This window comes from bacterium, assembly GCA_021372775.1.
Classification (GTDB): Bacteria; Acidobacteriota; Polarisedimenticolia; order J045; family J045; genus JAJFTU01.
In genome coordinates this window covers 1-7,725 of sequence record JAJFTU010000264.1, presented here as the reverse complement: position 1 = coordinate 7,725, position 7,725 = coordinate 1, and the positions used below count along the sequence as shown (strand labels likewise).

The window sequence follows — 7,725 nt, the reverse complement described above, 5'->3', positions numbered from 1 at the left end:
CGGCGCGCGGCCGAGACCGCCGATCCGCGGCGGCGCGCCGAGCTGCTGAAGATCGCCGACGTCTGCCGGCGCGTGCCGGCCGAGGCGCCGCGCGACTTCCACGAGGCGCTGCAGGCCTACTGGTTCTGCCACCTCGGCGTGATCACCGAACTCAACGGCTGGGACTCCTTCAGCCCCGGCCACCTCGACCAGCATCTCTGGCCGTTCTACCGCCGGGGACTCGAGGACGGCACGCTGACCGAGGAGGCGGCGCGCGAGCTCCTCGAGTGCTTCTTCGTCAAGTTCAACAACCACCCCGCGCCCCCCAAGGTCGGCGTGACGGCGGAGGAGAGCGGCACCTACACCGACTTCGCCAACATCAACCTCGGCGGGCTGCTGCGCACCGGCGAGGACGGCTCGAACCCGGTCTCGCACCTGCTGCTCGACGTGATCGAGGAGATGCACCTCCTCCAGCCGAGCAGCAACCTCCAGCTCTCGCGCAAGACGCCCGACGCGCTGCTGCTGCGCGCGCTGGAGGTCGTGCGCCGCGGCTACGGCTTCCCCTCGATCTTCAACGCCGACGCGGTGATCGAAGAGCAGCTGCGGATGGGGAAGACGGTCGAGGACGCGCGGGAGGGCGGCTGCTCCGGCTGCGTCGAGACCGGCGCCTTCGGCAAGGAGGCGTACATCCTCACCGGCTACTTCAACCTGCCGAAGATCCTCGAGCTGGCGCTGCACGACGGCGTCGATCCGCGGAGCGGCCGGCGGCTCGGCCCGGCGACCGGCGGGCCGGAGACGCTCGGCGACTTCGAGACCCTCTTCGGCGCCTTCCGCGCGCAGCTCGCGCGCCTGATCGAGATCAAGTTCGCGGGGAACCAGCTGATCGAGCGGATCTACGCGCGGGAGATGCCGGCGCCGTTCCTCTCCGCGATCACCGACGACTGCGTGGCCCGCGGCCTCGACTACAACGCCGGCGGCGCGCGCTACAACAACAGCTACATCCAGGCGGTCGGGATCGGCACGATCGCCGACAGCCTCGCCGCGCTGGACGAGACGGTCTACGGGCGGAGAGACGCGACGCCGCGGGAGTTCGTCGCCGCGCTCGACGCCGACTTCGCCGGCCGCGAGGACCTGCGGCTGCGCCTCGTCCACAAGGCGCCGAAGTACGGCAACGACGACGACCGCGCCGACGCGATGATGCGCCGCGTCTTCGACGCCTACTTCGCCGCGGTGGACGGACGGCCGACCGTCCGCGGCGGCCGGTCGCGCGTCGAGATGCTCCCCACGACCTGCCACGTCTACTTCGGCGCGCTGACCGGCGCGACCCCCGACGGCCGCCGCGCGGGGAAGCCGCTCTCCGAGGGGATCTCCCCGGTGCAGGGGGCGGACCGCAACGGGCCGACGGCGGTCGTCCGCTCCGCGGCGAAGATGGACCATCTCCGCACCGGCGGGACGCTGCTCAACATGAAGTTCTCCCCCGCCCTGCTCGCCGACGAGGCCGGGCTGCGCCGGCTGGCCCAGCTCGTCCGCGGCTACTTCCGGCTCGACGGCCACCACGTCCAGTTCAACGTCGTGGGCGCGGAGACGCTGCGCGCCGCGCGGCGGGATCCCGAGGCGCACCGCGGGCTGATCGTGCGGGTCGCCGGGTACAGCGACTATTTCAACGACCTTTCGCCGGAGCTGCAGGAGGAGATCATCGCCCGGACCGAGCACGACGCGTTGTAGCCCCGCGCGCCGCCGCGTCCGCCGTACATTCCGGAACTGCGCGGAATGCGCCGGGAGGACGCCATGAAGGGCAACAGCAACCTGATCGAGACGCTCAACAACCTGCTGGCCGAGGAGCTGACGGCGATCAACCAGTACATGGTCCACTCCGAGATGTGCGACAACTGGGGCTACGAGAAGCTGCACGCGGCGATCGAGAAGATCGCGATCGACGAGATGAAGCACGCCGAGAAGCTGATCGGGCGGATCCTCTTCCTCGAGGGGACGCCGACCGTCTCGAAGCTCAACCAGATGCACATCGGCAAGAACGTGCAGGAGATCGTCACCGCCGACCTGACGGGCGAAGTGGACGCGATCAAGTCCTACAACACCGGCATCCGCCTCGCCGTCGAGGTGGGGGACAACGGCACGCGCGACCTGCTCACCGCGATCCTCAAGGACGAGGAAGGCCACCTCGACTGGGAGGAGGCGCAGCGGGACCAGATCGAGCAGATGGGCCTGGCCAACTATCTCGTCAACAAGGCCTGAGAGAGGCGACCGGGAGCGCGCCGCGCCGACGGCGCGCTCCGCTCGTTCCGCGGGCCGCGTCCCGCCGACGCGCGGCGGCGCGGCGCGCGGGCGGGTCGTCGTCAGCGGGGATGGTCGCGGCGGAAGCGGCGCGGCGGCGCCGCCAGCGGGTCTTCCGGCCAGGCGTGCTTGGGGTAGCGGCGCATCAGCTCCTGGCGCAGCCGCGGATAGTGGTTGGCCCAGAAGCTCGCCAAGTCGGTCGTGACCTGCAGCGGCCGCCGCGACGGCGCCCATAGGTGGACGACCAGCGGCGCGCCGCCGACGCGCGGCGCCTCGGCGAGACCGAAGAAGTCCTGCAGATACGAGGCGACCCACGGCGGCCGCCCCGCCTCGTACTCGATCCGCAGCGTCCGCCCGTCGGGAAGACGGACCGCGTCGGGCGCCGCGCGTTCGAGCGCCGCGCGCGCGTCGGCGCCGAGGCCGCGGCGCAGCTCGCCGAGCAGGTCGGCCGCGCGCAGCTCCTCGAACGAACGCCGTCCGACGCAGAGCGCGCGCAGCGCCGCCTCGAGGCGCGCGTCGTCGAGCGGCGCGACGCGCGCGTCCGCCGCGGCGGCGAGCTCGATCCGCCGGCGCAGCCGCGCCGCCTCCCCCGGATCGCAGAACGCATCGATCCCGCGCCCGCGCGCCGCGTCGAAGAGCGCCTGCTCCGCCGCCGCGCTCGGCGCGCCGCCGCGCGGCGCGGCGTCGAGCGCCAGGCCGTCGTAGACCAGCTCCTCCGTCTCCTCGACCCGCTCGCGGCGCGCGTCGAAGCGGACCGTCGCGCGCGCCGCGATCCGCCCCGGATACATCTCCAGCAGCCAGTCCGGCTCGACCGCGCTCGCCGCGCGCACGACGACGCCGCGGCCGCGCCGCTCCTCCGCGTCCAGCGCGACGAGGAACTCCGCGCGCTGCACGACCGACGTCGGCGCGAGCCGCGCCGCGCCCCCGCCGGCGAGCAGGACCTCCGCCGAGCCGGCCGCGCGGCGCCGCGCCACGCGGTCGGGGAAGCCGGCGAGGAGCGCCCGCAGCAGCGGTTCGTCGGCCTCGGCCTCGGGGCCCTCCGCGCCGTTTCCCTTGCCGCGCCGCGCGTCGGCGAGGGCGCGGGGCATCAGCCGCAGCAGTTGGTCGCGGGCGCGCGCCGCGCGGCGCGCCGCCCCGGCGTCGATCCCTTCGCGGCGCAGCGCGTCGGCGCGCATGCCGGCGCGCTCGGCGACATCCAGCGCGTCGAGTTCCTCGAGCAGGTCGGACGGGCCGCTGCGCGACGCCGCGCCGTCGCCGCCGAACGCGCGCGCCTCGAGCCGCAGCGCGCGCTCGCCGAGCAGCGCGGCGAGCGCCGCCCCGCGCGACGCCGCCCCCCGCTCCGCCGCCGCCAGCGCGACCCGCGCCGCGCGCGGATGAACCGGCAGGCGCGCCAGCGCGCGCCCGACGCGCGTGAGGCGCCCTTCCTCGTCGAGCGCCCCCAGGCGGCGCAGCAGTTCCTCGGCCGCGCGCCACGCTTCCTCGCGCGGCGGCGAGAGCCACTCCAGGCCGGCCGCTCCGCCCGACGCGGCGACGCGCAGCGCGAGGTCGGCGAGGTCGGCCCGCTCGATCTCCGGCGCGTCGAAGCGCGGGCGGCAGGCGAGGTCGTGCGCGGTGTAGAGGCGCAGGCAGCGCCCCGGGCCGGTGCGGCCGGCGCGCCCCGCGCGTTGCTCCGCGGAGGCCTGGCTGATCGGCGCCGTCGAGCGCGTCGGCAGCCCCGACCACGGCGAGTGCCCCGCGGCGCGCTTGAGGCCGCCGTCCACGACGGCCGTCACGCCGTCGATCGTGATCGACGTCTCGGCGACGTTCGTGGCGAGGATCACCTTGCGCCGCTCGTTCGGCGCGACGGCGCGGTCCTGCTCCTCCGGCGGAAGGTCGCCGTGGAGCGGCGCGATGAGCAGCCCGCGCCTCTCGGCGAGCGGCGCGAGCGCCTCCGCGGCGCGGCGGATCTCCGCGGCGCCGGGCAGGAAGACGAGCAGGTCGCCGCGCTCCTCGCCGTCGATCAGCCGCTCCGCCGCCGCCGCGACCCGCCGCTCCAGCGGCCGGTCGTCGGGAAGCCGGTCGTGCTCGATCGCCACCGGATGCGCGCGGCCCGGCGCCTCGATCGACGCGGCGTCGAGGAAGGCCGCGGCCGGCGCCGCGTCGAGCGTCGCGCTCATCACGACGACGGCGAGGTCGGGGCGCGCGCCGCGGCGCAGCCGGCGCAGCGCGGCGAGGCAGAAGTCGCCGTCGAGGCCGCGCTCGTGGAACTCGTCGAGGACGACGGCCGCGACGCCGCGCAGTTCCGGATCGGCGGCGAGCCGCCGCGGCAGGATCCCCTCGGTGAGGAAGATCAGCCGCGTCCGCGGCCCGGTGCGGTCCTCGAAGCGCACTTGATAGCCGACGCGCCCGCCGACCTCCTCGCCGATCTCCTGCGCGACGCGACGCGCGGCGAGGCGCGCCGCGATGCGGCGCGGTTCGAGGACGAGGATCTCCCCGCGCGTTCCCCACTCCGCCTCGAGCATCGCCCGCGGAGCGCGCGTCGTCTTGCCCGCGCCCGGCGCCGCGGTCAGCACGACGGCGCCGCGCGCGCGCAGCGCGTCGAGCAGCGCCGGCAGGTGCGGGTCGATCGGCAGCGGTTGATTCGCCTCGGGCGGCATCGACGCATCTTAGCCCGCCCGCGTCGTCCGCCGCGCGGCCCGCGGGGCCGCGAATAGTGAGGGTCGGCCGCGGGGCGTACAATCCGGCGTTCCCGAGGGAGGCCTGAAATGAGCTGGAGCCCTGATTCCACCGACCTGCTGTGCGTCAACACGATCCGCTCCTTGGCGGTGGACATGATCGAAACGGCCAAGTCCGGACATCCCGGACTGCCTTTGGGCGCCGCGCCGATGGCGCACGCGCTTTGGTCGCGGCGGCTGGTCTTCGATCCTCAGGCGCCCGACTGGGCCGACCGCGATCGTTTCATCCTGTCCGCGGGGCACGGCTCGACGCTCCAATACGCGCTGCTGCACCTCGCCGGCTTCGACCTGCCGCTCGAGGAGCTGCGCCGCTTCCGCCAGTGGGGCAGCCGCGCGCCGGGGCATCCCGAACGCGGCGTGACGCCGGGCGTCGAGGCGACGACCGGGCCGCTCGGCCAGGGCAGCGCGATCGCCGTCGGCTTCGCGCTCGCCGAACGCCTCCTCGCGGCCCGCTTCAACAAGCCGGGGCACGCGATCTTCGACCACTTCACCTACGCGCTCGTCTCCGACGGCGACCTGATGGAGGGGATCTCCGCCGAGGCCGCCTCGCTCGCCGGACGGCTCGGGCTCGGGAAGCTGATCTATCTCTACGACTCCAACGGGATCTCGCTCGACGGCCCGCTCAGCGAGACGTTCACCGAGGACGTCGCCGCGCGCTACCGCGCCTACGGCTGGCAGGTGCTCGAAGTCGTCGAAGGGGACGAGGACCTCGCGGGGATCGAAGCGGCGCTCGAAGCCGCGGCGGCGGACCTTGCGCGCCCGACGCTGATCATCGTGCGCACGACGATCGGCTACGGCGCGCCGACGAAGCAGGGGACCAACCACGCGCACGGCGCGCCGCTCGGCGGCGAGGAGGCGCGGCGCGCGAAGGAAGCGTTCGGCTTCGATCCCGACAAGACGTTCGTCGTGCCGGACGCGGCGCGCGCCCGCTACGCCGAGGCCGCGGCGCGGGGCCGCGCCCGCCGCGCGGCGTGGCTCGAGCGGCTCGCCGCCTACGAGGCCGCGTATCCGACGTTGGCCGCGGAGCTGAAAGCGACGCTCGCCGGCGAGCCGGCGGCCGACTGGGACGCCGACCTTCCGTCGTTCGCCGACGGCTCGAAGGCGCTCGCCACGCGCGAGTCGGCCGGCCTCGCCCTGACGGCGCTCGCCGCGCGGCGGCCGGACGTCGTCGGCCTCGACGCCGACCTCTCCAGTTCGACCAAAACGCGCATCGGCGGCGGCGACGTGGACGGCGCGACCGGCGCGGGACGCAACGTGCGCTGCGGCGTGCGCGAGCACGCGATGGCGGCGATCGCCAACGGCCTCGCGGCCCACGGCGGGCTGCGCCCCTACACCGCGACGTTCCTCGCCTTCTCCGACTACATGCGGCCGTCGATCCGCCTCGCGGCGCTCGACCGCCTCGAGACGATCTTCGTCTTCACGCACGACTCGCTGGCGGTCGGCGAGGACGGACCGACGCACCAGCCGGTGGAGCAGGTGGCGGCGCTGCGCGCGATTCCGCGGCTCGCCGTGCTGCGCCCCGGCGACGCCAACGAGGCGGCCGAAGGGTGGCGCTGGGCGCTCGGGAAGCGGGGCGCGCCGACGGCGATCGTCCTCTCGCGGCAGAAGCTGCCGACGCTGCCGGGGTCGGCGGCGAAGGCGCGCGAGGGGATCGCCCGCGGCGGCTACACGCTGGTCGAGGCCGAGGGGGGCGCGCCGAAGCTGCTCCTGCTCGCCACCGGCTCGGAAGTTGCGCTGGCGGTCGCGGCGCGCGACGAGATGCAGAAGCGCGGCGTGCCGACGCGCGTCGTCTCGCTGCCCTGCCTCGAGAACTTCGCGGCCGCCGATCCGGCGTGGCGCGAGGCGACGCTGCCCGCGGCGGTCAAGGCGCGCGTGGCGATCGAGGCCGGTCTGCCGCTCGGCTGGCGCGAGCTGGTCGGCGACGCGGGCGAGATCGTCGGCGTCTCCGACTTCGGCGCCTCGGCGCCGGGCGAGGAGGTCCTCGCGCGCTACGGCTTCACGACCGAGAACGTCGTCGCCGCCGCCGAGCGCACCCTCTCCCGCGCCTGACCGACCTCCGCGTTTCCGATCCGACGAACGCCGCGCGCCCTCCCGTCGCGCGGCGTTCTTGCGTCTCCCCTCCCTGCGGCCGCGCCGTCGCGTGGGCTCGCGGCTCACGTCGACGCGCAATACGCGTCGTCGCGTCATCGCGCGGCACGCGTCGTCACGTCGACGCGCGAAACGCGGCGTCACGTCGTCGCGCGGAACGCGTCGTCGCGCCGACGCGCGGAACGCGGCGTCGCGTCGTCGTGGGGGAGGCTGGCGCGCCCCGACGATCGTTGCCGCGCTCAACACTCCACCGCGCCTGCCTCCCGACGTGCATGACGCGCAACGTTGCCTTTGAGACGTTGAACGGCACACGGCTGCCGAGATCAGGTCGGGCGCCACGCGCGGCGCCCATGGCGCGCGGCGACGAACACGACGAGCGGGTCGTGCGGCGGGGGGCGGCGGCGGAGCATTGCCCCGTCGCGGAGCCGCCGCCCCCCGTCGCGCGACCCGCGACCGTCAAGACGCACGGGCCCTAACGCCTCAACGCAGGTGACAACGCAGCCGCCGCGAGCCAACGCCGCGACGCGAGGCGAGACAGAACGCACGGACCATCGAAGCAGGACCACCACCCCGCGGACAATCAGCGATCCGCCCAACCAAACACGACAGCGCGTCGGGCGTGCGGGGGCGGCGGCGAGCCGTTGCCCCGTGG

Annotated in this window: 4 protein-coding genes; 3 read left to right on the top strand and 1 reads right to left on the bottom strand. The window is 74.9% G+C overall.

The features are described from left to right. A partial coding sequence (locus tag LLG88_09360) for a formate C-acetyltransferase/glycerol dehydratase family glycyl radical enzyme (protein ID MCE5247109.1) occupies positions 1 to 1,704 on the top strand: 1,704 nt, incomplete at its 5' end. A 63-nt stretch (positions 1,705 to 1,767) separates the two neighbouring features. Further along, a complete protein-coding gene (bfr, locus tag LLG88_09355) occupies positions 1,768 to 2,232 on the top strand; it encodes a bacterioferritin (GenBank protein MCE5247108.1) in 465 nt (154 codons plus the stop codon). 101 nt (positions 2,233 to 2,333) lie between these two features. Here bfr and hrpB read toward each other — a convergent pair whose 3' ends face one another. Then, positions 2,334 to 4,907 carry an ATP-dependent helicase HrpB gene (gene hrpB, locus LLG88_09350; GenBank protein ID MCE5247107.1) on the bottom strand — a complete coding sequence of 858 codons (2,574 nt, stop codon included), beginning with the start codon at positions 4,905 to 4,907 and terminating at the stop codon, positions 2,334 to 2,336. A 108-nt stretch (positions 4,908 to 5,015) separates the two neighbouring features. Here hrpB and tkt point away from each other — a divergent pair, with 108 nt between their 5' ends. Beyond that, entirely contained in the window at positions 5,016 to 7,034 is a 2,019-nt protein-coding gene (gene tkt, locus LLG88_09345; GenBank protein ID MCE5247106.1) for a transketolase, read from the top strand. Positions 7,035 to 7,725: the final 691 nt, after the last annotated feature.

What these genes read in the sequence shown, in the direction of transcription:
- bfr (MCE5247108.1), top strand. Translation starts at nt 1,768, where the DNA reads ATGAAGGGCAACAGCAACCTGATCGAGACGCTCAACAACCTGCTGGCC.
- hrpB (MCE5247107.1), bottom strand. Translation starts at nt 4,907, where the DNA reads ATGCCGCCCGAGGCGAATCAACCGCTGCCGATCGACCCGCACCTGCCG.
- tkt (MCE5247106.1), top strand. Translation starts at nt 5,016, where the DNA reads ATGAGCTGGAGCCCTGATTCCACCGACCTGCTGTGCGTCAACACGATC.